24 protein-coding genes, 5 pseudogenes and 1 riboswitch are annotated in these 23675 nt (G+C 54.0%); of the genes and pseudogenes, 22 read left to right on the top strand and 7 right to left on the bottom strand.

From position 1 onward, the window contains the following. Nucleotides 1–522: 522 nt before the first annotated feature. The 3 genes from MRY17_RS26380 to MRY17_RS26370 form a co-directional block, all read right to left on the bottom strand. Nucleotides 523–1194 (bottom strand): hypothetical protein, encoded by a 672-nt coding sequence (locus MRY17_RS26380; protein ID WP_217649230.1) that lies wholly within the window; start codon nucleotides 1192–1194, stop codon nucleotides 523–525. A gap of 356 nt (nucleotides 1195–1550) precedes the next feature. Further along, nucleotides 1551–2501 (bottom strand): tyrosine-type recombinase/integrase, encoded by a 951-nt coding sequence (locus tag MRY17_RS26375; protein ID WP_074929288.1) that lies wholly within the window; start codon nucleotides 2499–2501, stop codon nucleotides 1551–1553. Nucleotide 2502: 1 nt separating this feature from the next. Next, nucleotides 2503–3255 carry a hypothetical protein gene (locus tag MRY17_RS26370; protein ID WP_074929290.1) on the bottom strand — a complete coding sequence of 251 codons (753 nt, stop codon included), beginning with the start codon at nucleotides 3253–3255 and terminating at the stop codon, nucleotides 2503–2505. A 191-nt stretch (nucleotides 3256–3446) separates the two neighbouring features. On the opposite strand from MRY17_RS26370, the pseudogene MRY17_RS26745 reads away from it, so the two are divergent. Continuing rightward, nucleotides 3447–4208: pseudogene (locus MRY17_RS26745) on the top strand (MCP four helix bundle domain-containing protein); the annotation flags it as partial. Further along, nucleotides 4203–5066, top strand: coding sequence for a methyl-accepting chemotaxis protein (locus tag MRY17_RS26740; protein WP_407316741.1), 864 nt, complete (start codon nucleotides 4203–4205; stop codon nucleotides 5064–5066). The pseudogene MRY17_RS26745 and the gene MRY17_RS26740, both read left to right, overlap by 6 nt. A 125-nt stretch (nucleotides 5067–5191) precedes the next feature. On the opposite strand, the pseudogene MRY17_RS26515 reads toward MRY17_RS26740, so the two are convergent. Further along, nucleotides 5192–5527: pseudogene (locus MRY17_RS26515) on the bottom strand (DUF1264 domain-containing protein); the annotation flags it as partial. 409 nt (nucleotides 5528–5936) lie between these two features. On the opposite strand from MRY17_RS26515, the gene tnpA reads away from it, so the two are divergent. From tnpA to MRY17_RS26510, 4 genes are all read left to right on the top strand, one after another. After that, entirely contained in the window at nucleotides 5937–6254 is a 318-nt protein-coding gene (tnpA, locus tag MRY17_RS26350) for an IS66-like element accessory protein TnpA (RefSeq protein WP_213627872.1), read from the top strand. Further along, nucleotides 6251–6586, top strand: coding sequence for an IS66 family insertion sequence element accessory protein TnpB (tnpB, locus tag MRY17_RS26345; protein ID WP_243352525.1), 336 nt, complete (start codon nucleotides 6251–6253; stop codon nucleotides 6584–6586). The genes tnpA and tnpB overlap by 4 nt, the downstream gene beginning before the upstream one ends. Before the next feature lie 61 nt (nucleotides 6587–6647). After that, nucleotides 6648–8216 (top strand): IS66 family transposase, encoded by a 1569-nt coding sequence (gene tnpC, locus MRY17_RS26340; protein WP_243352524.1) that lies wholly within the window; start codon nucleotides 6648–6650, stop codon nucleotides 8214–8216. 14 nt (nucleotides 8217–8230) lie between these two features. Further along, on the top strand, nucleotides 8231–8392 hold the full coding sequence (locus tag MRY17_RS26510) for a DUF6555 family protein (RefSeq protein WP_347710232.1): 162 nt from the start codon (nucleotides 8231–8233) through the stop codon (nucleotides 8390–8392). A 433-nt stretch (nucleotides 8393–8825) separates the two neighbouring features. Here the strand turns inward: MRY17_RS26510 and MRY17_RS26735 are convergent, their stop codons facing one another. Beyond that, nucleotides 8826–9260 carry a MerR family transcriptional regulator gene (locus MRY17_RS26735; RefSeq protein ID WP_003425026.1) on the bottom strand — a complete coding sequence of 145 codons (435 nt, stop codon included), beginning with the start codon at nucleotides 9258–9260 and terminating at the stop codon, nucleotides 8826–8828. 91 nt (nucleotides 9261–9351) lie between these two features. Here MRY17_RS26735 and MRY17_RS26330 point away from each other — a divergent pair. The 11 genes and pseudogenes from MRY17_RS26330 to MRY17_RS26280 all read left to right on the top strand — a co-directional run. Continuing rightward, nucleotides 9352–9990, top strand: a pseudogene (locus tag MRY17_RS26330) (arsenic resistance protein); the annotation flags it as partial. 115 nt (nucleotides 9991–10105) lie between these two features. Then, complete coding sequence (locus MRY17_RS26325) at nucleotides 10106–10429, top strand: DUF190 domain-containing protein (protein ID WP_003425054.1); 324 nt, start codon at nucleotides 10106–10108, stop codon at nucleotides 10427–10429. 95 nt (nucleotides 10430–10524) lie between these two features. Continuing rightward, nucleotides 10525–10597, top strand: a riboswitch (Fluoride riboswitch). Nucleotides 10598–10677: 80 nt separating this feature from the next. Further along, nucleotides 10678–12024, top strand: coding sequence for a voltage-gated chloride channel family protein (locus tag MRY17_RS26320; RefSeq protein WP_011267047.1), 1347 nt, complete (start codon nucleotides 10678–10680; stop codon nucleotides 12022–12024). Next, the gene (locus MRY17_RS26315; RefSeq protein WP_003317538.1) at nucleotides 12021–12386 is read left to right on the top strand and encodes a hypothetical protein; all 366 of its coding nucleotides are present in this window, start codon (nucleotides 12021–12023) and stop codon (nucleotides 12384–12386) included. The genes MRY17_RS26320 and MRY17_RS26315 overlap by 4 nt, the downstream gene beginning before the upstream one ends. A gap of 80 nt (nucleotides 12387–12466) precedes the next feature. After that, the gene (locus MRY17_RS26310) at nucleotides 12467–12790 is read left to right on the top strand and encodes a DUF190 domain-containing protein (RefSeq protein ID WP_003425060.1); all 324 of its coding nucleotides are present in this window, start codon (nucleotides 12467–12469) and stop codon (nucleotides 12788–12790) included. 42 nt (nucleotides 12791–12832) lie between these two features. Further along, nucleotides 12833–13099, top strand: a complete 267-nt coding sequence (locus MRY17_RS26305) for a hypothetical protein (RefSeq protein ID WP_003317536.1) — start codon at nucleotides 12833–12835, stop codon at nucleotides 13097–13099. A 94-nt stretch (nucleotides 13100–13193) separates the two neighbouring features. Then, nucleotides 13194–13535 (top strand): hypothetical protein, encoded by a 342-nt coding sequence (locus MRY17_RS26300; protein ID WP_003317535.1) that lies wholly within the window; start codon nucleotides 13194–13196, stop codon nucleotides 13533–13535. Nucleotides 13536–13608: 73 nt separating this feature from the next. After that, nucleotides 13609–14892, top strand: a complete 1284-nt coding sequence (gene eno / locus MRY17_RS26295; RefSeq protein WP_003317534.1) for a phosphopyruvate hydratase — start codon at nucleotides 13609–13611, stop codon at nucleotides 14890–14892. A gap of 115 nt (nucleotides 14893–15007) precedes the next feature. After that, a pseudogene (ppa, locus tag MRY17_RS26290) lies at nucleotides 15008–15454 on the top strand (inorganic diphosphatase); the annotation flags it as partial. Between the two features lie 611 nt (nucleotides 15455–16065). Continuing rightward, a pseudogene (locus MRY17_RS26285) lies at nucleotides 16066–16170 on the top strand (inorganic diphosphatase); the annotation flags it as partial. Next, the gene (locus MRY17_RS26280) at nucleotides 16170–16772 is read left to right on the top strand and encodes a uracil-DNA glycosylase (protein WP_003317532.1); all 603 of its coding nucleotides are present in this window, start codon (nucleotides 16170–16172) and stop codon (nucleotides 16770–16772) included. The pseudogene MRY17_RS26285 and the gene MRY17_RS26280, both read left to right, overlap by 1 nt. A gap of 8 nt (nucleotides 16773–16780) precedes the next feature. Here MRY17_RS26280 and MRY17_RS26275 read toward each other — a convergent pair whose 3' ends face one another. Continuing rightward, a complete protein-coding gene (locus MRY17_RS26275) occupies nucleotides 16781–17950 on the bottom strand; it encodes a TDT family transporter (protein ID WP_010428856.1) in 1170 nt (389 codons plus the stop codon). Between the two features lie 117 nt (nucleotides 17951–18067). Between MRY17_RS26275 and MRY17_RS26270 the strand changes: the two genes are divergently transcribed. The 3 genes from MRY17_RS26270 to MRY17_RS26260 all read left to right on the top strand — a co-directional run bounded on the left by MRY17_RS26270 (nucleotide 18068) and on the right by MRY17_RS26260 (nucleotide 20824). Further along, the gene (locus tag MRY17_RS26270) at nucleotides 18068–18964 is read left to right on the top strand and encodes a LysR family transcriptional regulator (protein WP_003317531.1); all 897 of its coding nucleotides are present in this window, start codon (nucleotides 18068–18070) and stop codon (nucleotides 18962–18964) included. A 157-nt stretch (nucleotides 18965–19121) separates the two neighbouring features. Then, the gene (locus MRY17_RS26265; RefSeq protein WP_003317529.1) at nucleotides 19122–20114 is read left to right on the top strand and encodes a beta-propeller fold lactonase family protein; all 993 of its coding nucleotides are present in this window, start codon (nucleotides 19122–19124) and stop codon (nucleotides 20112–20114) included. A 329-nt stretch (nucleotides 20115–20443) separates the two neighbouring features. Beyond that, nucleotides 20444–20824 carry a COG4315 family predicted lipoprotein gene (locus MRY17_RS26260; RefSeq protein WP_003317528.1) on the top strand — a complete coding sequence of 127 codons (381 nt, stop codon included), beginning with the start codon at nucleotides 20444–20446 and terminating at the stop codon, nucleotides 20822–20824. Nucleotides 20825–21538: 714 nt separating this feature from the next. Here the strand turns inward: MRY17_RS26260 and MRY17_RS26255 are convergent. Next, on the bottom strand, nucleotides 21539–22501 hold the full coding sequence (locus MRY17_RS26255) for a tyrosine-type recombinase/integrase (protein WP_003425065.1): 963 nt from the start codon (nucleotides 22499–22501) through the stop codon (nucleotides 21539–21541). Between the two features lie 408 nt (nucleotides 22502–22909). Here MRY17_RS26255 and MRY17_RS26250 point away from each other — a divergent pair, with 408 nt between their 5' ends. Continuing rightward, the gene (locus MRY17_RS26250) at nucleotides 22910–23236 is read left to right on the top strand and encodes a type II toxin-antitoxin system RelE/ParE family toxin (protein WP_017709572.1); all 327 of its coding nucleotides are present in this window, start codon (nucleotides 22910–22912) and stop codon (nucleotides 23234–23236) included. A 111-nt stretch (nucleotides 23237–23347) separates the two neighbouring features. After that, nucleotides 23348–23635: a helix-turn-helix domain-containing protein gene (locus MRY17_RS26245; protein WP_020352225.1), complete on the top strand. Its 288-nt coding sequence runs from the start codon at nucleotides 23348–23350 to the stop codon at nucleotides 23633–23635. The last annotated feature ends 40 nt before the right edge of the window (nucleotides 23636–23675 follow it).

Below are 23675 nucleotides of genomic sequence, written 5' to 3'. Positions count from 1 at the left end.
CCGTTAAGGACTAAAAAGCCAGGTTCTTTCAAAGCAACCTGGCTCGCTGCTAGACTGCTGGCCGAGGCCTGCAGGTCTCACATGCACCACCACAGCCCTAACCAGTCAAGACTCGACCCTCAGCTGGTCTAGGGCTTTATTTTTGAGGGCATCGAGGTGGGTGGACTGGCACTCGATGCCCGTGACTCTTCTCTTCAGTAACTGCATTTTCGGCCTCCTGCAGGTCGTGTCGGTTATCAGCTAAACGTTGCACCACCACAGCCCTAACCAGTCAAGACTCGACCCTCAGCTGGTTCAGGGCTTTATTTTTGAGGGCATCGAGGTGGGTGGACTGGCACTCGATGCCCGTGACTCTTCTCTTCAGTAACTGCATTTTTGGCCTCCTGCAGGTCGTGTCGGTTATCAGCTAAACGTTGCACCACCACAGCCCTAACCAGTCAAGACTCGACCCTCAGCTGGTTCAGGGCTTTATTTTTGAGGGCATCGAGGTGGGTGGGTTGGCACTCGATGCCCCTTACTCTCCTATGCATTAGCCTTCGTCCTCCTGATACGCTTGGGTTTGGTGGGTGAAACTGGCGGCGGAGGTGGCGCGGAAGCTATCGTCGATGCTTGTTTGGCGGCTTCAGTTGCTGCTGCATCTTCCGCATCTTTGAGCATCTTCCAGTAAGCGTGGAGTGCCTCTATATCGCCATAGGCACCGATCTCCGGGAGTCGCTCAATGAAGCGGCTATACAGGCCATCCTGTACCTTGCCGTGGTTGCGCATCCACTCGACCGCAGCGTTAGGATTGGTGAGCATCACATAATGAAATTCGCCGGATGCACCTGGCTTGGTCATGATGAAGTTCAGCTCCCGGAGCTTCTTCATCCGGCGACGCCAGGTGTCCACGGCACGTTCCCCGAGAAACCCCGCTTCAGCCGCAAACGTGCTGGGGTTCTCGATAGTTATGACGGGATGATCGGGCATACGCGCCCAGAGACAAAACAGCACGTGCCCTGCAGGTTGTCCCTTCGAATCAGCGTCAATAATCTGCATGGCAATGGGCAGTGTCCGAGGAATCGTGCTGAAGCCGTCGTGGGTTTTTCGTGTCCATTTCAACGCTTCGGGAATGTCGGGGAAGTGGACCAGCATCAGTTGCTGCGCACGTTCCGCCATCGTTAAGCGGCGTTTTGCTGACTGTTTGGCGTTGGCCATGGTGTAGCCCTTTCCGTTTTCTGTTGGGTCCAGTTTCCCGGCATTCATCGACGATGGCAAACCGTCATTACACGCGTATATCGCGCATTACTATGCACGTGAATCGACGATACAATAAGCTCAATTGCATGAAATAACCTAGTTCAGTTAGTTGTAATGCGCGATATCACGCAAAATAACCTAAAAAATATGATTAATTTCATGGGCTTAGAGTGATTGTTCGGTGCTCGGTGTGCTGAATGTACTCGGCGTGCTGTATGTGCTCGCCGTGCTGAAGGGTGTAGGGTGTGGGAAGAGGGGCCTGAGATTCGCTTAACCCCCCTGAAATTTTCAGAGAGGTCTTTGTTGGGGTGATCTCAGTAGCGGACTTTGAAGGTTGGTGAGTCCTCCGGTCGCAGCTGCCGGCGATCATAGATGCGGGTCGTGCTGATATTGGCATGTCCAAGCCATACCTGAACCTTTGCTATATCCGCCTCATGCTCCAAGGCATTGGTCGCCGCCGTAGCACGCAGGCCATGCACGCCGAGCCCGGCGACCTTGATGCCGACGGCTTTGGTGTAATGTCCAACCAGCGCGTAAATGCCATTAGCGGTAATTCCGACGTCAGTTTTTCGACCTCGCAATGGCACGAATAAAGGCGCCTTGGCGTCGACCAAGTGATGACCTGACATTTCCAGGTAGCTATGGATGCGTTCGGCGGCGACCGGGTGCAGCGGCAGGAAGCGCAGCTTGCCGCCTTTTCCATGAATTTGCAGGTGCTTAATGCCGCGACGCTCCTGGATGTCGGCCACCATCAACTGGGCCGCTTCCTCGCGCCGTAGGCCGTGATAGAGCAGTATCGCGAGAATTGCCCGGTCACGCAGTCCTTTGAGCGTTTCAGTGTCCGGAGCATCGAGCAGCTGCTTGGCCTGGTGATCACCGAGGGCCGGTGTCTTGCCCTCGTTGCTTTCAACCCGTGGCCGTTTCACGCCATGCACAGGATTGCCTCCAGTGACCGCGTTGTTCTCCAGGAGGTAATCGAACAGGCTGGCCAGCGCCGCCAGTTTGCGGCGGATGGTGGCCCCAGCTAGGCCTCGGCCTTCCAGCTGCGCACGCCAGGCCAGCACGTGCGCGCGGGTGACCGCACGGAACTCCTCGGCACCGGTGAGACCGACAAAGCTGCAGAAGTCTTCCAGATCGTTTTGATAGGCGCGGCGCGTGCGGGGATTGTCAATATTGGCAAACCACTCGACCGCTGCCGGCACCGCAGCCAGGTGTTGAAATTCAGCGGCGGTCAGGCGGCTCCAACTCCTCGTGGTTGGCAGCATGTTATGGCGTCCCATGATAATTACGATGCTTGGCTCGACAATCACCGATGAGGTTGCTGAGCAGGGGAGACCGTGAGGTGTCCGAACCCATGTTATTTTTGTTAAACCTAGGTAAAGGCCCCGTGTTCCCGATTAGCGCTTCGAGCTCTAAAGAAACCAGCACAAGGGTGGGAAACGAAGCTTGCACGTAGGATGCAAACTTTGTGGAATCGGCCGCTATTTCTTTGGTCAGCTTTTCCACTTGCATCATCGATTGCTCAGTCCAGCCTGAGGGAGACTCGGGATCCGGCTGATACCCAGGGAAAGGCTTAGACTTGTAATGTACCAGCTGATTTCGCGCTTTTATCAAGGTCGTCAGGTTGTTTAGTGCCGGGCCAGTCTTGGCAAGTCCTCGGCCGCAGATCAACTGGGGTATCACAATCCACTTGGCATTGAGATCGAGCTTATCCAGATCATCCGTTGCCGTCGCATCTCCCAGATTGATCGCGGCTAATTCAAATATCCCAGCCTCCAACGCCATTGCCGTGAAGACAATGCTGTTGATCCCAAGCTTGGTCATCAGGTCGTCCTGTGCAACTCTTTCCACGGAATGACCACCACCGCGGGGCTCTGGTATGCGGTTCTTCATTTCGCTCAGATAAGCGCCGTGAGCCGCCTCAGCCATCTCTGCGAACACACGCGTCAGGGTGCCGGCGCGAGCCCAAGTTTTCTGCACATGAAAGGTTTTTTCAAAGACTGCAGTGAAATCGCTCATCCGAAAGCAAATCCTTTAATTGGTGATAACGTATTTCTTACATTGGTAAGTAACGGCCATAACCGACAATGGTACGCATGCGCCGCCGGGGGACGTGGTGTCAACGAGCTGACGAACAGCCATAATCCTTCACGATTTCTAGCCGATAGCTTCAAGACCAGGCCTCTGGCCATCTTGCAGTGGGAAGTCCTATGCGGCTCAGAAATATAAACCTCGCTCCACGCGCCACCTTGTTTTTTTCGGCCATCATTTTGCTGGTCGTGGTCTTGGGCGTCATCGCCATACTGCAGATGGGCAAGCTTCGCGATACGGAAAAGGATGTCGAACTGAATTGGCTACCCAGTATTCGGCAAACCGCGATGATGAACTCCACCGTCCTTCGCGTCCGGTTGGAGACCCAGCGGGCCGTTGCCGATCCTCAAACCGTTCAGCAGACCATCGTCAAATTTCCTGCCTACCGGAAAGCCATGAAGGATGCGGTCTATAACTATGAGACCCTCATTGCGAGTGACCAGGAGCGACAGTTGTTCTTGGCCGTGAAAAAGTCCTACGACGATTACGCAAGCCAACTGGATCTGCTGGAACCTTTGTTGAAGGCAGGCGACACCGCTTCGATTGTCAAACTCGTCGCTACCGATATACGTCCCCTCACGAACCAAATGGAAACTCAGGTCGAGGAATTAACACAATTCAATAACAAAGGCGCTGCGCTTGCCGGTGTTCAAGCGACGCAAGTTTATGATTCAGGTCTTTACATCGTCATCGGCCTGATTATCTTCGTCGCGCTCCTGACTCTTTGTTTGGCAACTCTTCTAACCAAAACGATTACGTCGCCCATCGGGAGCGCCCTTAGCGTCGCCGAACGCATTGCCTCAAGCGATCTGACGAAGGAGGTTGAGGTAAGCGGTACCGACGAGGCAGGCAGGCTTTTGAGCGCGTTGGCCACGATGCAGCAGAACCTTCGAAGCACGATCATGCAGATCGCTGACTCCTCATCCCAACTGGCTGCCGCCTCGGAAGAAATGACCGCGGTGACTGAGCAATCCAGCCTTGGCCTGGTGTCGCAGAATGATGAAGTAAATCAGGCTGCAACTGCTGTCACCGAGATGAGCGCTGCAGTGGACGAGGTAGCACGCAATGCCGAATCAGCTTCCGAAGAGTCCAGGAAAGGTCAGGGCTATACGGAGGTTGGTTTGGAGCGTGTATCGCAGACGCTTAAGTCCATCGAAAAGCTGTCGAGCAACGTGCGCGACACCAGCGAGCAGATCACTGGCTTGTCCAATCGTGCACAGAACATTTCCAAAGTGGTTGAGGTGATCAGAGCCATTGCTGAGCAGACCAATCTGCTTGCGCTCAATGCCGCGATCGAGGCCGCTAGGGCGGGTGAACAAGGCCGAGGCTTCGCAGTCGTTGCTGACGAAGTTCGAGCCCTCGCTCACCGCACGCAAGTGTCTACGCAAGAAATTGAGCAGATGATTCAGGCCATTCAGAACGATTCTGACCAGGCCGTGAAGGCGATGGCCACCAGCAGAGAACTGGCTGCAGAATCCCTAAGCGTCGCAGGCGATGCCAGCAGTTCGCTTGACCAGATCGCGACAGCTATTACGGGCATCAACGAGCGTAACATTCTCATCGCCACCGCTTCGGAAGAACAGGCGCACGTCGCCCGGGAAGTCGATCGCAATCTGGTTAGCATTCGCGAGCTGGCCTCCCAAAGTTCTGCAGGTGCAAGCCAGACTGCAAGCGCTTGCAACGAGATGTCGAAGCTTGCGGTTAGTCTGAATCAGCTGGTCAATCGTTTCAAGGTTTAAGGTATTCACGTACGTCAGCGGACTCGTCCGATGTCCTTGGATATCGGACCTAGACTGTCGACTGTGCCTTGGCGATATACCGTCCTCCCTGAGCGTGAGCCTGCAGGGATTGCACAGTCTATTGGCTATTGGGTTGATCGGCTGTTTGTGTTTTGTGGGGTGGGTGACGTTGCGGGCCCGTGAAGATGTCCCGTAGGATCGTTGATCTGAATTGTCTTCCCATGCTGCCATCCATCCGCACCTGGATCTGCTTTGGGGATCTGAATATCGGCTCGTTGAGCTTTGATTGCCGACTTGACGATTCCCAAGCGTTGGTTGCGTTGTTGCTGCATTGCGGGATCAGCCTGGCCGTCAGCTGTGAACCCCATCATCAGTTGTGGAACACCTAGGGGAAGTGTTTTGTCTTGATCGGTGTGCCAGGTGTGCCACGTCTTGCCATGGGTATGAGCCAGTCGCTCCACCCGGTCAGCAATCTGAGTGACTCCACAGCAATTGAGCTTCATGGCCTGAAGATTGGTTGATAACAGATCGGGGATTCGCCACTTGCCTTTAGGCCTCAGTGTGGACTAAACACTATGCCGCCATTGCCGGAGCTGGTGAGGTGATTCAAAGAGACGGAACTTAGGAACTTGGGGATTTTCCGAATAAGGGAACTTCGTCACATTCCGGGAAAGGAATTGCCCATGCCACACTCCGCTCATTATCGAATCGAGTACGTGCACAATGGTGCCGACAAGAGCTTTTACGTCAGCGCGGAAATCATGAGCAATGTAAGGGGCCGGCGAACACACCTTCCGACCTTGGCCAATAAGGGTGATTGTGTCCGCGTAATTTTAAGCGGACGCAATTACCCTTAATGTCAGGATCGCCATGCGTGAACGTAAGTCCTATTCAAAATCCTTCAAAGCCCAGGTCGTCCACGAGTGCCAGCAGCCTGGTGTTTCCGTGGCGGCTATTGCGATGAGTCACGGTATCAACGCTAATGTCGTGCGCCGTTGGCTACCGCTTTATCGTGATCAACAGACAATCGCGCTGCCAGCTTTCATTCCTTTGAAAGTCGAACCACAGCGAAAAACCGAAGCGTTGGCGATCATCGAGTTACCACTTGGCCAACAAACGCTCACGGTAAAGTGGCCAACTTCCGATCCCGAAGGATGCGCCCGATTCATCCGTGGGCTCGCTCAATGATCCGCATCGACTCCATCTGGCTCGCCACTGAACCGATGGACATGCGAGCGGGCACCGAAACCGCATTGGCCAGAGTGATCGCGGTGTTCGGTGCGGCGAAGCCGCACTGTGCTTATCTGTTCGCCAATCGCCGAGCCACACGGATGAAAGTGTTGGTGCATGACGGCTTCGGTATCTGGCTGGCTGCTCGCCGCTTGAATCAAGGCAAATTTCACTGGCCTGGCATTCGTCATGGCTCTGAAATGGAACTGGATACCGAGCAACTTCAGGCGTTGGTGCTGGGCCTGCCATGGCAACGCGCGGGCTCCGGCGGCGCGATCACACTGCTTTAGCGGCTGCCATTAGCCTATCGGTCTATCGCCGCGAATAGTCTGGTCTGGCAAAATCGGCACCATGACTTCGCTCCCCAATCTCGATCACCTGACCCCTGAACAACTGCGCGCTTTGGCGGCGCAGTTGATACAGCGTGTCGAGACACTCGACCAGCAAGTCGAGACGATGGGCAAGACGGTCGAGACCATGGGCAAGAAGATCAACCGCGATCAAACGGTGATCGAGAAGCTGACCCACGAAATCGCCCAGCTCAAGCGCTTGAAGTTTGCCAAGCGCAGCGAGCAGATGAATCCTGAGCAGGCCAGCTTGCTCGATGACCTGATCGATACCGATATCGCGGCGATTGAGGCCGAGCTTCAAGCCTTGCAAACCGCGCCAGCGGCGACCGAGAAAAAGCAAAAGCCCAAGCGCACCGCGTTGCCGGCAGAGTTTCCACGCACGCTGATCCATCACGAACCGGACAACACCCACTGCCCATGCGGCTGCGCCCTCAAGCGCATCGGTGAGGACGTCAGCGAGAAGCTGGACTACACGCCCGGCGTGTTCACCGTCGAACGCCATGTCCGTGGCAAGTGGGTATGCGATGAGTGCGAAACGCTGATCCAGGCACCCGTTCCGGCACAGGTCATCGACAAGGGTATCCCGACCGCCGGGCTGCTGGCCCACGTCATGATCGCCAAGTTTGCCGACCACCTGCCGCTTTACCGCCAAGAGTCGATTTTCGGTCGAGCGGGCCTGGCGATTCCACGTTCCACTTTGGCTCAATGGGTTGGCATTACCGGCGTGCAGTTGCAGCCCTTGGTTGACGCGCTGCGCGATGTGGTGCTTGGGCAGCAGGTCGTCCACGCTGATGAAACACCGGTGCAGATGCTTGCGCCAGGCTCGAAGAAAACGCACCGTTCCTATGTTTGGGCCTACGCCACCAGCCAGTTTTCGGACGTGGCAGCGGTGGTTTATGACTTCAGCCCCAGCCGCGCCGGAGAACATGCTCGCAACTTCCTGCAAGACTGGAAGGGCAAACTGGTGTGTGATGACTTTGGCGGCTACAAGGCCAGTTTCGAACTCGGTGTGACCGAGATCGGCTGCATGGCCCATGCCCGGCGCAAGTTCTTCGAATTGCACGCCACCAACAAGAGCATGCTCGCCGAGCAGGCCCTGCGCTACATCCAGTTGCTGTACGAAATCGAGAGCGAAGTCCGCGATCTGGAGCCGGATTTACGGCGCCGAATACGGCAAGAAAAAGCCGTCCCGGTGATGGATAGACTGCATACCTGGATGATCGCCCAGCGCGACCTCGTGCCTGAAGGTTCGGCTATTTGCAGAGCACTGGATTACAGCCTGAAACGCTGGGCAGCGCTGTCGCGCTACCTCAGTGATGGGGCGGTACCTATTGACAATAACTGGGCAGAGAACCAGATCCGGCCGTGGGCGCTGGGACGCAAAAACTGGCTCTTCGCTGGATCGCTGCGTAGCGGCAAACGAGCGGCGGCGATCATGAGTCTGATCCAGTCTGCGCGGCTGAATGGCCATGATCCGTATGCCTATTTGAAGGATATCCTCATGCGTTTGCCGACGCAGCGGGCGAGTGAGATCGATCAGTTGCTGCCGCATAAGTGGCAGCCGGTCTAATCACGCAAGGCGTGATGCCCGGACGCATACTGAGCAATGCTGAGGCCTGGCACTGGGCTGCAGTGGATTCGGGGGTAGCGCAGATCCCGAAATATCGCCGAGACAGGGTCCAGATCGTTAGCAAGCCACTCGCCAAGCGGCACGGTATTGTCCAGGTGCAGTGGTCGCACGCTTAGTAGTCAGCTCAGTCTCGCATGGTGTATCAATGCACCATTAGAGCAAGCTGGCGGGCTTTGACGGCTGCACTGAACAAGAACGAATAGTCATCTGACCCCGTTGGGCCCCTCCAGCACTTGCCTCACCTTCTTAGCCAGATCGATGGGCACGTAAGATTTGGATAACATCAAAATCCCCCCGCATCCGTAGGCTCTAGCGAGTTTTCGGAATAACCAGTTTTCAGCGACACCTTTGGAGTGGGGTAAAAGCGCTTGGCTTCCCGGGCCAGCGTCACGCCTTTCATTCCACCAGGAATTGATCAGGTCGTAAGCGTCTGCCGAACACATCTTGTACCAGCCCGTTTGGTGTAGACGGACGCTCGAAACACCCTGTCGAGGCTATCGCGCTATTCGGTTTCGATGGCAGCTTGCTCCCCCTATGCTCTTGACTCGTCTAGGAGCAGCAACCAGAGCGAACCCCAGCAGCAGGTTCAAAAAGTGACTCAACAATCGTGCAGTCTGGAGTGTTCGAACCTAAGCATGTTGACTCACACATACCTGCCATTGAGAGCAGCTCTACCCGGATTTGCTGAAGCTTTGCTACCTTCGACTCTACTTCCGCTAGGTGCTTCTTGACCACCGAAAGCGCGTCAGCGCACGGACGATCAGCATCTGCTGCGAGCGCGATGAGTTCTCGGATATCTTCGAGCGGGAAACCCAATTCACGATTCTGCCGGATGAAGACGAGTCTTGATCGATGCTTTTCAGTATAGATTCGATGACGCCCAGTCGACCGCAGGGCGGGAGGTAAAAGGCCTATTTTCTCGTAGTAGCGAATCGTTTCAATGTGGCAACCCGTTGATTTCGACAGCGCCCCGATTCCTGACATGCAAACTCCCCAAGCATTTTCTTGAACCTGTAGCAGCTACAGATATTAACCTGTCTTCAGAAAATAATTTCACGCGCTTGAAGGGCATTTTGTGGACAGAGAACAGCTAGAGACTAACCAGATTCCCATTTACTTCGTCGCGGTCATTGTCGCGGCCCTCGGAGGCCTGCTCGCCCCCAATGCGTCTGAAGCATTAGGGTCGACGGTGACACCCACCATCGCAGTGCTGATGTACGCCATGTTTCTACAGATCCCGTTCTTGGATCTCCGTAATGGCCTCGCAAATAAGCGTTTCATGGCGGCGCTGCTCACAGCCAACTTCGTGGCCATCCCCTTGCTGGTTTGGGCATTGACGATGGGGATAACCAATCACCCGGCGATTTTGGTGGGTGCCCTGTTGGTCTTGCTGACGCCTTGTATCGACTATGTGGTGGTTTTTACCCATATCGGTAAAGGCGACTCCAAACTCACTCTGGCGGCCACCCCATTGCTTCTTTTGATGCAGCTTGTACTGCTGCCGGTGTACCTGACCTTCATGCTGGGTAACGACTCAACAGTGGTCATTTCTATAGGCCCATTTGTTGAGGCCTTTGTGATGCTGATCGCTTTGCCTTTGGTCTTAGCGGTAGCAACAGCTGCCGGGGCAAAGAGATCACGCATCGTTGAAAGCTGGAACAACGCATGGGCCTGGATGCCTGTACCGGCTATGGCGGCTGTATTGGTCGTGATGGGTAGGCTGCCCTGGGCGCTAGGCTCAGTTTCACTACACGTCGTGGGCTCGCTGGTAATGACGGCTGCCGGGCTTCTGTCCTATCAAATAATCAACACGCGCTGAGGAGAGGAACATGAAAGCTTTTCTGGTGACCTTCTTTACTCAACAGAATCGTCGCTATCAGGGAAAGATGCTCGGCGACTGGGTCGTTGATTTGGCGAAAGAAATGGGACTGCGGGGTGCGACTCTGTCCACAGGTATCGAAGGCTTTGGGCATACCGGCCGGCTGCATTCCTCGCATTTTTTTGAACTAGCGGATCAGCCTACCGAAATTCGTATGGCCATTACCGAGGACGAATCTGAACAGTTATTCAAGCGATTGGAGCTTGAAGATATCTCGTTGTTTTACATAAAAACCCCAGTTGAGCTGGGCTTCGTCGGAACAGAGGTCACCTAGTTTGGCCCTCTTTCGTAAGCGGTGACTCGAAGACGCCTTCGCTTGCCTCGTACTCCGAAACACGATTTTACATTTTGGACAGACCTAGCTAAGATCGGCGCATTGGAGATGGCATTCCTCCATTAACAAACCGCTGCGCCCGTAGCAGCTGATGATGCCTACAGAAACCTGATCAAACCAGGTCTGTAGGCGTTCGCGCTTAGAATCCCTTCTTTGGTCAGGCCCACTTATTTTTTGTGGCTGGCCAAATGTCTAAATTTCGACGACCTGAACAACTCGACTTACTGCCCTATATAGCGAAATGGCTTGCGCTTGCTGGTCTTGTAGCTCTTTTGGCAGGCTCTGCTTCTGCGTTATTCCTGCTTTCTTTGGATCATGCCACCCAGTGGCGAGAAACCCATCCCTGGGTAATCTGGCTCCTGCCAGTGGCCGGCTTTGCTGTGGGACTTGCATATCACTTGATAGGCAAACCCGTTGATGCCGGAAACAACCTGATCATCGATGAGATCCATGATCCTAAGAAGATCGTGCCTTTGCGCATGGTGCCGATGGTGCTGATCGGAACCGTGGTTTCCCACCTTTTTGGTGCATCTGTGGGACGTGAGGGGACGGCGGTGCAAATGGGCGGTGCCCTTGCCGATCAACTGACGCATGTCTTCCGTCTGCGCCGCGAAGACCGTCGGGTGATTCTCATGGCCGGTATCAGTGCTGGCTTTGCGTCCGTCTTCGGCACCCCTCTTGCCGGGGCTTTATTCGGACTTGAAGTATTGGCCATTGGACGTATGCGTTACGACGCGCTTTTCCCTTGCGTGGTTGCGGCAATCGTTGCTGACCAGGTGGGGCAAGCCTGGGGCGTGGTTCACACGCATTACGTCATTGGCGAAGTGGTTCCGGTGCAGCTGTGGAGCGTCATGGCTGTGGTGGCAGCTGGGATTGTCTTTGGCCTTACCGGCCTGCTATTCGCGACTGCGACCCACAAGCTCGGAGCCTTCGTTAAGCGGCTTATCACCTATTCACCATTAAGACCCTTCGCCGGCGGCCTGCTGATCGCAGTCGCAGTGTGGGCGCTCGGTAGTAACCATTACATCGACGTTGATAAGTACATCGGGCTAGGCATTCCGAGCATCGTCCAATCCTTTCAAATGCCAATGGCCCCTTGGGACTGGCTTGGAAAGATGGTGTTCACCGTTGTCTCCCTGGGGACTGGATTCAAGGGCGGCGAAGTCACACCGCTGTTTTACATCGGTGCCACCTTGGGGAATGCGCTGGCTCCCCTCTTGCACCTTCCCTTCGGCATGCTGGCTGGTATCGGCTTTGTCGCCGTCTTTGCCGGTGCAGCTAATACGCCACTGGCAACCATCGTTATGGCCATGGAGCTCTTCGGGCCCGAAATTGCTCCGCTTGCAGCCATTGCCTGTATCGCAAGTTACCTCGTATCCGGACACACCGGGATCTATCACGCCCAGCGCGTCGGCCACAGCAAGCATCACCGTCCTCTTCCGGAGGAAATCCGGCTCTCTGATATCAAGCAATTTCATGCTCAAAGTGAATCCGCCAGCGAGCGGAAAGTGACTCTTGCGGGGGAAGAGAAATGATTGAACATCACCAAGATCGCCTGACAGCTTTGCAACTCTATTTTCCTGGCGCTAGCCGGGCTCGCGTGACCAGCTTCTGGCACCACCTAAGCGCACCTGCACTAGCCCAGCACCTCCTTAAAGTTGCTCAAAAAGCAAGAATTGAGCAGGTCATGCTCAAGACGATTTCTGCAGGTTATTTGCCAGGCCATCGCATCTCCCATCATCACCCGGAGCTTGGCGATATGCGTCATCCCCAGTGTCTGGAATTGCTAGATACAGAGGACAAGCTGCGCGCATACCTGCGCGACCACGCTGACGAGTTACGCAAGGTGCGAGCAGTTCTTCTCTTATGTGAGTTACCGCTCACTGACGCGTCGTAATTCAGTTTGAAAACAGCTCGGAAATGAAGAGGTAAGGCCGACCGAAGCGTCGGTCACTCGCGACATTAGAGGATGTAGCTATGAACGGCTTTCAACTGACGTTTTTCACCGAACAGAGTACCAACTACCAGCACCTTCCACTGGGAGAGTGGTTGGTCGAGTTCGCCAAGCGAGAGGGCGCGTTGGGTGCGACGTTGGTGAGCGGTACAGAGGGGCTAGATCATTTGGGGCATTTGCATACGGCGCATTTCCTCGGCGGTGCCGACCATCCCGTCACGGTGACTATATCCACTGATGAAATTGGGTGCGACAGGTTGCTGGAGGCATTGGCCAAGGAGTCGTTTTCACTGAGCTATATCAAATTGCCCATCGAATACGGTCGAGTGGGCCAGGCGAAAAACTAAAAAACGCACCTTGTTGGACAACCGATAAAAAGGATAAACGCCATGTACCGAGTTTATAACCTACGTCCACAGCCAGCCCCCGCTAACTGGGCTCATGACAACAGGCAGCTCCTCGTAGGACTGGTTTTTTGGTCGCTTTTTCTGGCGGGCATCGCAGACAATCAAAAGATTTCGAGCGAGGGGTGGTACGTCGTCACCCCGCTCGAAGGCGCATTAGTCACGATGCGTATGCCCAGTGAAAAGTCCTGCAAGGCCGACGTAGCCCAGACCTGCGTACCGGGCTACGAGCTGAGAGCACAGCAACATTGAGCGCGATGGCGGTTGGCAATCCAAAGATGAGATCGCGAAATGGAGCTCACCGACGTCGGCTCATCAAAATCATTTTAGAGAATTGGGAGACCACATGAGCGCAGTGACGCTGAGCATCGTATTCGGGCTTGTGATGGGCAGGTTTTTCACAGGATCCGTCTATGAGTTCGCCGCGCTTTTCATCGTAAGCGTTGGAGTGTCCTTGCTGACCTTTCATCTGCTAAATCAAAGGCGCGTCAGGCTACAAGCCCAGACGGCGTATTGCTGCTCTGTAATGGTTGCTTCAAACCAAATGATGGAGCTTTTCCAGATGGCAAAAAGAGGGCAGTTCATGCCCTTGGTGGGAGAGATTCCTGAACTAATTATTGGAGGCTTCTTGGTTCCCGCAATTGCGGTGTCGGCAGTGCAGCTGTTCAGGATACTCATGGAGAGCTGACGTCCGACATAGAGGCCTCTCAACGGATTCAAATGGTTAATGACGCTCCCGAATCGTTACTTGGAGAAGATCAATGAAAACGCAAATCCAGGCCATTCATGCACGTGAAATTCTCGATTCACGCGGTAACCCTACCGTTGAAGTCGACGTCACCTTGGAGTGCGGCGCCATGGGCCGGGCTTCAGTACCGTCCGGTGCCTCTACAGGCGCTCACGAAGCAGTTGAGTTGCGTGACAAAGATACACAGCGGTACTCCGGCAAGGGAGTGTTAAAGGCCGTTAGCAATGTGAATACCGAAATACTTGAGTCTCTGAGGGGCATGAATGCGATTGACCAGGAACAAATTGATCATTTGATGATTAAGCTGGATGGAACCTCTGATAAATCCAGGCTTGGAGGAAACGCGATCTTGGGCGTGAGCCTCGCCGTTGCCAGAGCGGCGGCTTCTGCGCTGAACTTGCCCTTGTTCCAATATCTGGGCGGCGAGCAAGCAGCAAGAATGCCCGTCCCGATGTTCAATATTCTCAATGGCGGTGTTCACGCCAACTGGCAAGGCCCTGACTTTCAGGAATTCATGATTGCACCTACAGGGGCTGGCAGTTTCAAGGAAGCCTTGCGATGGGGCTCCGAGGTGTACCACGAGCTGAAAGCGGTGCTTAAGGACGCCGGCTATTCAACAGCGGTCGGAGATGAGGGCGGCTTTGCGCCGGCACTCAAGAAAAACTCAGACGCCATTGAGCTGATCATCAAGGCAATCGAGAGGGCTGGTTACACCCCTGGATCTCAGATCGAGATCGCTATCGATCCAGCATCCAGCGGCTTCTATGAAAACGGCCTTTACCATCTGCGCTCTGAGGGTCGTAAGGTCGATGCTCAAGAGCTGATTAATCTCTATTCCTCCTGGGTCGACAAGTATCCGATTGCGGTACTGGAAGATGGACTCGCGGAAGACGATTGGTCAGGCTGGAAGCTATTGAATGCAGCTCTGGGTGACCGGATCGAGTTGGTTGGAGATGACCTATTTGTCACCAATGTCGAACGGATTCAGCGAGGCATCACAGAAAACGTCGCCAATGCCGTATTGATCAAACCTAATCAAATCGGAACGCTGACTGAGACCAAAGCCGCCATCGAAATGGCCTATGGGGCAAATTGGGGGGCGATGGTTTCTCATCGTAGCGGGGAGACGGTGGACAGCTCCATCGCTGATCTGACTGTCGCGATGGGGACTGGCCATCTCAAGACAGGAGCTCCATGCCGGGGGGAGCGGGTCGAGAAATACAATCAGTTTCTGCGAATAGAAGAGGATCTTGGCAGCCGTGCGTTTTATGCAGGACATGATGCATTCGTGCGCTGACGGCCTATCGCCGGTAAACCTGTTGGACTGGTTACCGTAAAAAAACGAACCACGTATAGCTGTTGGCAAAAACGTCAGTGGCATTGGCCTTTCCTAGACGCTTGGAGATATGAGCATGAGCTACACGGATATTCCAGCTGGTAACGCGATCCCCGATGACTTCTTCACCGTTATCGAGATTCCTGCAAACCACTCGCCGATCAAGTACGAGGTGGACAAGCCAAGTGGACAGATCTTCGTTGATCGCTTCCTCAGCACGCCGATGTTCTACCCGGCTAACTACGGGTTCATTCCAAATACCTTGAGCGATGACGGCGATCCTTTGGACGTCCTCGTGATTTGCCCTTACCCGGTATCACCTGGCGTTGTCATCCGCAGTCGCCCAGTAGGTGTGATGTACATGACGGACGAAGCTGGTGCGGATGCCAAGGTAATCGCAGTGCCTCATGAAAAACTCAGCTCTATGTACAGCAATGTAAAGGAATGCTCTGACCTCCCTGCGTTACTCCTCGCACAGATTCAGCACTTCTTCGAAAACTACAAAGCGTTAGAGCCGGGTAAGTGTAGCGGCCTGCAATCGAAATGGTCTCGACCTGCAATCATCGCATTTTTCGACCGGGATTAATTGCGTCTATCCGAGCCAGCAGACCGAGATTATTTGCGAATGAACCTGCATTCATCTGATCCGACCTGCAATCGACCGTCATGAACCGGAATTGACTGCGAGTGAGCGCACGCTGTTTCTGTCTCATTCGAGTACACCCTTGCGGGACGCGTGTCTGAGGCGTTTTTTATGTCTCAATAGGGTTGATTTTCATTTTTGATATAGTACTTTCACAAAATCTAGAGCCTAAAGAGACAAAAGCGCTATTGGGGTAGAGGACTGAATCTTGTGACCGCCACTATGGTGCTCTGGAACACAGGGTTTGGGAGTAACGAAACAGAATGTGCACTTAGCCCAGCTCCTGAAGACCACTGTTTGATGGACGCTAAATCATCGGTTTTTCAGTCGCATTTAATCCTGGTCGGTTGCGCTCGATTGCAGGTCGAAGTGGCTGGATGCAGGTTCGTTTGCAGTCAATGCTGGTTCGCAGTGCCGGATAGACGCAATCAATCCCGGTCGAAAAACGCGATGATTGCAGGTCGGTGCCATTTCGATTGCAGGTCGTTACAGGTAAGTGGGTGAAAATGGGCCGCTGGGGGAGCGCAGACGAAGCGCGGGAAGATATTCGTAAATCGGTAGCGGCCTATAACCTGAAGAAGGAGGCTTCCAAGTAGTGTTACTCAATCAGAAAAGCGCAGAGCAGGAAATTTCTCTTAAGGTAAGAGAAGACTTTTTGCTGCTGCCGAAAACTGCTGAATTGACGCGCTGGGTAATGGCCCAGTCCACGGGCGAAAGAACATTACCGTATTTCGATCCACTGGATGGCGGCGTCTTCGCAAGGGTATTGATCTTGTTGGAATCGCCCGCTCGAACGGTCAGTCTTCCACGGTATGTCTCAAGAGACAATCCGGGGCCTGCACAACGCAACCTGAAAGGTTTCATTGAGCAGGTTGGACTGGCACGTCACAAAACCGTCCTTTGGAATTTGTACCCTTGGTTACCAGATCTCGATAAGCCCAAGGGTCCGCTCCGCAGAGCGCAAATTGAGGAAGGTATCGAGATGCTGATCACGCTACTGACGCTTTTCCCTGATCTCGTCACTATCGTGTTTGCCGGACGTGTTGCCCAGAAAGCCATACCGCGTGTTCGGCTCGCCTTCCCTAATTTTTCATTGCTGGAAATGCCACACCCAAGCCCCCTTTCCGTTTGCACTCACCCGAATGTTAGGCAGCGCATTTTGTCCACACTGCGTCACGCCAAACAGTCGATCAAGTAGCCAAAGGCTCAGGTTTTGCTCGCCTTGCTCAGCGAGTGGATACACGGCGAGACGAACAAGTTGCCGCGATAGGCACCAGCCAGGGTTTTAGCCGCGACGATCATCCACATGACAGTCAGCATCAACACCAGCACCACGCCAAAGAAGCTAAAGAACGTGAGGTGCAGCATAGAGCCCAATTTGAGGGTTGTTACGGCGTACACTCCCAGCGGAAAGGTGAAGCCCCACCAGCCGAGGTTGAAGGGAATGCCCTCCCTGAAGTAGCGCCCGGTAATTAGCAGCGCCAATACCATCCACCACAATCCCAGCCCCCAGAACAGCACACCACCGATCAAGCCAATGCCCTCGGCTACGCCGCCGATGCTTGCCATTCCATGGGCAGCAAAGATTGCTGGAGCATCGTTGCCCAGCAGCAACATCCCCAAAGCCCCGGTACCGATCGGCCCTAAAGACAGCCAGCTCGATGCTGCCATGCTTTCATGAGGTAGTTTGTGCAGAGCCATGCGCAGTAACAGGATCACCAGTATGCTCAAGGCGACGGGCACCGAGTAGGCCCACAGCACGTAGCTGGTGATGAGCATGGTGAACTGTGCGCTCGCATCAGCGAGGTGCGGAGCCAATAGACCGCCACTGGCGGCAGCCACCTCAGCCGCAACTACTGGCAGCAGCCATACCGCTGTCATCTGATCAATGCTGTGCTGCTGGCGAGTAAACATCATATACGGGATCAGCACCCCGCAGGCCAATGCCATGGTGACATCGATCCACCACAACACTTCGGCTAAAGCGACTACCCCACCCCCCCAGCGTGGCAAACCATAAAGGAGAAAACCGTTGATGATGGTCGCCAATCCCATGGGGATAGTTCCAAAAAACATCGATACAGTGGAGTGGCCGAAGATCTGTTTGGCCTCATCGAAGAACAATACCCAACGGCTCGCGTACATCAGCGTAAACAGGCAAAACAGCACGATATTAAAAAACCACAAGGCTTCCCCTAACGCTTTGGGCCACTGCGCAACAAAGGGCAGTTGGCCCAGAGCCAGCGCCAGAATCCCGGTGCCCATCGTGGCGGCGAACCAGTTGGGTGTGAACTGCCGGATCGCTTCTCGTGGATTGGACAAAGCCGCCAGTGGATGGCTGCCGCCCATTATAGCTGCGAGTCGTGTCTCACTCATTTTCGCGCTCCCGCTTCAGTGTGCCTTCGATATGACATGGTTGAAGTATAGCTTGATGGGAATAGCGGTAAAAACGGATAGTATAGGTTTATATGACCTATAAAGAAGGTAGATTACATGAAGCTAAGCCTACGCCAGCTACAAATTTTCTGCGCCGTCGCGCAGCACGGTAGCACCACCAGCGCCGCCATTTCGGTGTCACTGTCCCAATCTGCAACCAGCGCCGCACTGAACGAGTTGGAAAGCGCCTTGGATACCAGGCTGTTCGACCGTGTAGGCAAGCGTTTAGTGCTGAACGATAACGGCCATGCCTTACTGCCTCAAGCCAGAAGGATGCTTGAGAATGCACAACAGATAGAGGCCAGTTTCTTACCCGGCCATGCCGGGCTGAAGACACGCTTGCGGGTAGGATGCAGTACCACGATAGGCAATTATGTTCTGCCATTGATTCTCGGTGAGCTACGTCAATCAACACCACATTTGAGGGTCGATGTCGACATGGCCAACAGCATGGCTATCGCAAGAAGAGTCGCTGATTTCGAGATTGATATGGGCCTGATCGAGGGGCCTTGCCACCTGCCCGAACTCAGTGCCGAGCCTTGGCTAATTGATGAGTTGCTTATTGCCGCAGGCCAACGGCACCCCTTGGCACTAAAGCAGCAGGTCACACTTGATGATCTTCGTACCGCTGAATGGCTACTGCGCGAGCCAGGTTCTGGTACCCGTGAAGAAGTCGAACAATTGCTGCTGCGTCATTTGCACGATCTCGCCGAAACGCGCCAGATCGGCAGTTCAGAGGCCATCAAGCATACCCTCGCACAAGGCATCGGCATCAGTTGCCTGTCCCGCTGGGTCGTTCGGGATCTACTGGCCTCTGAAGTCTTGGTTGAACTGCCGCACGCGTTGCCTGCACTGACCCGACGTTTTTTTCTGATCCGTCACCGGGACAAATACATCTCGCCTGGGCTTGAGCGATTCTGGGAAAAATGCAGTCAATTCGTGAGCCAGGAGTAGCTAGACCTATTTATAAAACAGGTAAGAGCTACCAAAACAAGTTGTTTCCGGAATTTATCAACGACGCATAAAGTCAACTCATTGCCCTGCAGCGATGAACGAGTTGTATATGCCAAGGCGCGACTGGGTGCCTTGCTTACCCTATGAGGAAATTCTGATGAATGTGATAAAGAAAACCGTCACAGCCCTGACGTTGGGTGTTGCGTTGGCCGCATCGATGAGCGCGTGGGCCGCGCAAGATCGCTGGACGTTTGACGGCGATATTCACAACAACTCGCTGGCCGTCAGCCCTGATGAAACGACGGCGGTGGTCTCTTACAGTCAGCGTCCAGATGTAGTGGTTTATGATTTGAAAACCGGTAAGGTTCGCCAGGTTCTCACCGGCTACGTCACGCCGCGAAATATTGTGTTTTCGCCAACTGGCGATGTGTTCTACCTCTCCGACAGCAGTTTGGGGGTCGTGCGCAAGATTGACACCAAGACTTTAAAAGTGATCGCAGATATTCCGTTGGGCGCAGGTGCTTTTGGTACCACACTCAGCAAGGACGGAAGCCTGCTCTACGTCAACAATGAAGCGGCCAGCACGCTGTCGGTCATTGACCTTGATCACCAGCGGCCAGTAGCTGTGGTACCTGGCTTCTCCCAACCGCGCCAGGGCATCCGAGTAAGTCCTGACGGCAAAACCGTCTATGTCACCAACTTTCTTGGGGACAAAATTACCTTGGTCGACAGCAAGACCAATACGATTGAAGGTGAGATCACTGGCTTCAACAAGTTGCGCGCCATCTCCATATCGGCGGACGGCAATACGCTGTACGCGGCTAACAGCGGCAGTAACAGCATCGCAGTTGTCGACACTCAAAAACGCGCCATCACAACCACCGTCATTGTTGGCAAAGACCCCTACGGCGCAGCCCTCACTCCAGACGGGCTGCACGTCTACTCGGGTAACCTCGGTGACAACAGCCTTTCAGTGATCGACACCAAAACGCTGAAAGTGACCACCACTGTGACCGGTTTGAAGGCACCCCGCCAGGCCATTGTCTTCACCAAAGACAAGTCGAAGGCGTATGTCCTCAATGAGGACTTGAGTATCTCCACAGTCGATCTCGCCAGCAACAAGGTGGTGTCGACGCTCAAGGCCGACTGATTGAACAGCGCAGGCCTTCATGGGGGCCTGCTGATACTCCACGACCAAGTGAATAATAATGAGTGAAAATGATGAGTCCTGGATGATGGATCGCCGTCGCTCATTGAGATGAGCCAATGATGCTTGACCGTGAGCGTCGCTTTGCTCAATTGAGGAAGGCACAGGGTCCGGGGGGGGGGAGAGCCCAGCATTCCAGCAAAAAATGATATCGGGACGTTTTTTCTATGGAGTCGAATTAACCTGTTTGTGGCTCGTCTATTGTCTGATCGCTTGCCGTTTCAGAGGCAGGTGGGTCTTCTAAAAATTAAAAATGACCAAAGGAAATACATATGTTCAAAAAGATGATTCTCACCGTCGCTGTTGCCGCCAGCTGCATGTCGGGTTTGGCGCTCGCCGATGCGCCAGTCAAGCTTGCTGAAACGGACAAGGGAAAAGTACTCGTAGACGCAAAAGGTATGACTCTTTATACCTTCGGTAAGGACACCTCGGGCAAGTCGGTCTGCAATGGGCCATGCGCTTCAAACTGGCCACCTCTACCGGTATCCGCAGACGCGAAAGCGGGTCATGATTACTCTGTCATCACTCGAGACGATGGCACAAAACAATGGGCATACAAAGGCATGCCACTTTACAGCTGGGTCAAAGATACCAAGCCAGGGGATACAACCGGTGACGGCGTCAACCAAGTCTGGCACGTTGCCAAGCCGTAACGTCAAATAATTAATAGGCTGGCTTACGCCACTGGCTTTGTCAGTGGCGCAAACCAGAAGAATACACACCTGATATTTTCGCCAACATACAGCCGCCGCGCCTCATAAATCTTTGATGGATCATTTCAACGAAAAATGGGGCCGAGGTACGGTACACCTTGGACGTATTCCCGTAACGCCAGCCTGAGGATTTCGTTTGGCCGGGAGTCTGTGACGATGCGCATGGTGGTTCCATCCAGCCGCTAGTGGACCGATATTCTGAGGCAACGCCAATTAGAACGGTAGGGCATCGTAAATATGCGGGCGAAGGTCTGCTTATGGCCGAAAGCTGCCGTTAATAAGCCGACCAACAGGCGTCGCTTTGTTGGTTGGTGCGCATGGCTTACAACTCAAACAAGGGTATGGTTTTGGGCGTATCAAATCGGCCCGCACAGCGCTACCTTCAGCATCTAACAAACGTACGCTGAGGAGTCGAAACAGTGGAGACTGAACGAGGTGTTGAGGAACGGAACGGTCGATGGTCGATCGTTGCCGGACGTGCTGTATGCACTGGCTGCATGGAAAGCCAAGCGCTGGAAGACTGCGAAAGCCCCTTTCTACATGCCGACACCTGTCCAGCCAGCGATGTGGAAGGTCATCATCCATGGGCAGCGTTGCACCACATCCTTGGCAGTGCGCGTGGGTGAGCTGCCGCTTAGGCCTCGATCACTTCAATTAATACTTCACTTTATAGGTGGGTGAATCCTCCGGCCGGTTCTCCCGCCGATCGTAGATCTTGGTCGTGCTGATGTTGGCATGACCCAGCCAGGCCTGGACCTTGGCGATATCGGCTTCATGCTCCAAGGCGTTGGTGGCTGCCGTTGCTCGGAGTCCATGAACCCCAAGGCCGTCGACCTCAATCCCGGCCTTTTTCGCGTAGGCCGTGACGACGGCATAGATGCCGTTTGCCGTGATACCGGCGCCGGTCAATTTACCTCGCAGCGGCATGAACAGTGGCACCTTCCGTTCGGCCAGATGATGCTCTGAGTTTTCCAGGTACTGATGAATACGCCCGGCTGCGATCGGGTGCAACGGGAGGTATCGCACCTTGCCGCCCTTGCCGTGAACCTTCAGATGCTGAATACCGCGGCGCTCCTGAATGTCGCTCACCTGCAGCAGCGCCGCTTCTTCACGGCGCAGTCCGTGATAGAGAAGAACAGCCAATAGCGCCCGGTCGCGCTGCCCTTTAAGTGTTGTTTCATCCGGCGCCTCGAGCAGCGCCTTCGCCTGGTGGTCACCCAACGCCGGCGTCTTGCCTTCATTGCTTTCTATCCTGGGACGTTTTACCCCATGCACTGGATTGCCGCCGGCGATCGCATTGTTCTCCAGGAGGTGATCAAAGAGGCTGGCCAGCGCGGCCAATTTGCGCCGGATCGTGGCTCCGGCCAAACCGCGATGCTCGAGGTGGGCTCGCCAGGCTAAAACATGCGATCGGGTCACGACCCGAAATTCATCGGCCGAAGCCAAGCCGATAAAACTACAGAAGTCTTCCAGGTCGTTTTGGTAAGCACGTCGTGTTCGAGGGTTGTCCAGGTTGGCAAACCACTCGACCGCGGCTGGAACCTTGGCCAGCGTCTGAAATTCGACCGCCGTGAGCCGACGCTGATCATTCGTATGGTTTTTCGTCAGTTCCTGCATATCGTTCTCATCATTGGCTATCCTGCAATCGCTCTCAAAGCTTCCGGTCACAAAATCATCGCTATATCAGTCCGCCGTTGCTAAAACCGATAAACGGCAATAAGTGGTGATAACCTATTTTATCACCACTTTTAAGGTGCTGAGATTGTCGATTGCCTTTCAAAGGAAATCTTTACCAAAAATGCTTTGACTTATCCTTGTTCTGATATAAATTGGAGCTACACCTTTCGGTGCGATTCATCATAGGCGCTGTAGACCTATGAGCATTCCATGGGGAATGCAAGATTTTCTGGATTGCGGCGCCGCCGCAGTTCAAACAAGCAGGTGACCAAGCTGGGGAACGCTGATGGCTTACTCATATACTGAGAAAAAACTCAATTTTATCAAAAACTTACTAAGGTATTACCAATGGCAGAGGTATCGAAGTTAGTAGATTTTTGTGGCAGCAGTGAAAAGGATATCGCGAGCTTTCCACCCGTTATTCGTGATCGAGTGGTCTACCAGCTTGACTTGGTAAAGCACGGAGATGATCCATCCAACTTCAAGCCTGTGAAAACTGTTGGACCAGGCGTATACGAGATTAAAATTCGAGCAAAACAAGGGGCTTTTCGCGTGTTTTATGTGGCGAATCGAGCAGGCGTGATTTCGGTACTGCATGCGTTTCAGAAAACCACTGAAAAGACGGAAAAGCGTGACATTGATCTTGCGAAAAAAAGATTGAAGTCGCAGGGCTAAGACGGACTGGCACCCCCTTGCATCTGCTAGGGGTTAAGCATTAGGTGCACTACGATAGCCCTAACCCTATGAGGTATGTATCGAGTAAATTCATCAATCGAGGTAATCATGATGACAAACGAACGCCACGCCAATATTTGGGATGCGTTGGTTGAGTCGCCGGAAGAAGCTGAAAATTTGCAGTTACGTTCGACGCTGATGCGGGCACTCACCCGAAAGGTACGTTCTTGGGAGCTTGCTCAAAAGGAGGCAGCGCTGAGATTGAAGGTAACGCAACCTAGGCTGAACGACCTGCTTAAAGGGAAAATTGATAAATTTTCCCTTGATGCTTTAGTGAAGATGTTGCCCGGCGCAGGCCTTCAGATTGAAGTGACAGTCAAAGAGCGCTCTGCAGCGTAAGTTTCAGTCTTACACAGAGGCTCTGTCTGGCTTGGTGTTG

Source organism: Pseudomonas orientalis, assembly GCF_022807995.1.
Classification (GTDB): Bacteria; Pseudomonadota; Gammaproteobacteria; order Pseudomonadales; family Pseudomonadaceae; genus Aquipseudomonas; species Aquipseudomonas orientalis_B.
This window is presented reverse-complemented; position numbering and strand designations above follow the sequence as displayed.

What these genes read in the sequence shown, in the direction of transcription:
- MRY17_RS26735 (WP_003425026.1), bottom strand. Translation starts at nt 9,260, where the DNA reads ATGTCAGGAATCGGGGCGCTGTCGAAATCAACGGGTTGCCACATTGAA.
- MRY17_RS26270 (WP_003317531.1), top strand. Translation starts at nt 18,068, where the DNA reads ATGAAGCTAAGCCTACGCCAGCTACAAATTTTCTGCGCCGTCGCGCAG.
- MRY17_RS26275 (WP_010428856.1), bottom strand. Translation starts at nt 17,950, where the DNA reads ATGAGTGAGACACGACTCGCAGCTATAATGGGCGGCAGCCATCCACTG.
- eno (WP_003317534.1), top strand. Translation starts at nt 13,609, where the DNA reads ATGAAAACGCAAATCCAGGCCATTCATGCACGTGAAATTCTCGATTCA.
- tnpC (WP_243352524.1), top strand. Translation starts at nt 6,648, where the DNA reads ATGACTTCGCTCCCCAATCTCGATCACCTGACCCCTGAACAACTGCGC.
- MRY17_RS26375 (WP_074929288.1), bottom strand. Translation starts at nt 2,501, where the DNA reads ATGCTGCCAACCACGAGGAGTTGGAGCCGCCTGACCGCCGCTGAATTT.
- MRY17_RS26260 (WP_003317528.1), top strand. Translation starts at nt 20,444, where the DNA reads ATGTTCAAAAAGATGATTCTCACCGTCGCTGTTGCCGCCAGCTGCATG.
- MRY17_RS26370 (WP_074929290.1), bottom strand. Translation starts at nt 3,255, where the DNA reads ATGAGCGATTTCACTGCAGTCTTTGAAAAAACCTTTCATGTGCAGAAA.
- MRY17_RS26255 (WP_003425065.1), bottom strand. Translation starts at nt 22,501, where the DNA reads ATGCAGGAACTGACGAAAAACCATACGAATGATCAGCGTCGGCTCACG.
- MRY17_RS26380 (WP_217649230.1), bottom strand. Translation starts at nt 1,194, where the DNA reads ATGGCCAACGCCAAACAGTCAGCAAAACGCCGCTTAACGATGGCGGAA.
- MRY17_RS26265 (WP_003317529.1), top strand. Translation starts at nt 19,122, where the DNA reads ATGAATGTGATAAAGAAAACCGTCACAGCCCTGACGTTGGGTGTTGCG.
- MRY17_RS26325 (WP_003425054.1), top strand. Translation starts at nt 10,106, where the DNA reads ATGAAAGCTTTTCTGGTGACCTTCTTTACTCAACAGAATCGTCGCTAT.
- MRY17_RS26250 (WP_017709572.1), top strand. Translation starts at nt 22,910, where the DNA reads ATGGCAGAGGTATCGAAGTTAGTAGATTTTTGTGGCAGCAGTGAAAAG.
- MRY17_RS26740 (WP_407316741.1), top strand. Translation starts at nt 4,203, where the DNA reads ATGCAGCAGAACCTTCGAAGCACGATCATGCAGATCGCTGACTCCTCA.
- MRY17_RS26305 (WP_003317536.1), top strand. Translation starts at nt 12,833, where the DNA reads ATGTACCGAGTTTATAACCTACGTCCACAGCCAGCCCCCGCTAACTGG.
- MRY17_RS26510 (WP_347710232.1), top strand. Translation starts at nt 8,231, where the DNA reads ATGCCCGGACGCATACTGAGCAATGCTGAGGCCTGGCACTGGGCTGCA.
- tnpA (WP_213627872.1), top strand. Translation starts at nt 5,937, where the DNA reads ATGCGTGAACGTAAGTCCTATTCAAAATCCTTCAAAGCCCAGGTCGTC.
- MRY17_RS26315 (WP_003317538.1), top strand. Translation starts at nt 12,021, where the DNA reads ATGATTGAACATCACCAAGATCGCCTGACAGCTTTGCAACTCTATTTT.
- MRY17_RS26310 (WP_003425060.1), top strand. Translation starts at nt 12,467, where the DNA reads ATGAACGGCTTTCAACTGACGTTTTTCACCGAACAGAGTACCAACTAC.
- MRY17_RS26320 (WP_011267047.1), top strand. Translation starts at nt 10,678, where the DNA reads ATGTCTAAATTTCGACGACCTGAACAACTCGACTTACTGCCCTATATA.
- MRY17_RS26300 (WP_003317535.1), top strand. Translation starts at nt 13,194, where the DNA reads ATGAGCGCAGTGACGCTGAGCATCGTATTCGGGCTTGTGATGGGCAGG.
- MRY17_RS26245 (WP_020352225.1), top strand. Translation starts at nt 23,348, where the DNA reads ATGACAAACGAACGCCACGCCAATATTTGGGATGCGTTGGTTGAGTCG.
- tnpB (WP_243352525.1), top strand. Translation starts at nt 6,251, where the DNA reads ATGATCCGCATCGACTCCATCTGGCTCGCCACTGAACCGATGGACATG.